Source organism: Bacillus cereus group sp. Bce019 (assembly GCF_051781745.1).
Classification (GTDB): domain Bacteria; phylum Bacillota; class Bacilli; order Bacillales; family Bacillaceae_G; genus Bacillus_A; species Bacillus_A cereus.
Genome location: NZ_JBPWJX010000191.1, coordinates 1 through 262 on the forward strand (window position 1 = coordinate 1; position 262 = coordinate 262).

The following is a 262-nucleotide window of genomic DNA, read 5'->3' on the forward strand; positions in this document are numbered from 1 at the left end:
GCATTGATCCAGAGATGTCCGAATGGGGGAACCCGGCATGTAATGCATGTCATCCATGACTGTTAAGGTCATAGGAAGGAAGACGCAGTGAACTGAAACATCTAAGTAGCTGCAGGAAGAGAAAGCAAAAGCGATAGCCTTAGTAGCGGCGAGCGAAACGGCTGGAGGGCAAACCGAGGAGTTTACTCCTCGGGGTTGTAGGACTGCAATGTGGACTTAAAGAGTATAGAAGAATGACATGGGAAGGTCAGCCGTAGAGAGT

1 rRNA gene is annotated in these 262 nt (G+C 49.2%); it reads left to right on the forward strand.

Annotated features, from left to right (window positions below):
* Nucleotides 1–262: ribosomal RNA gene (locus ACS2QP_RS27960) — 23S ribosomal RNA — on the forward strand; the annotation flags it as partial.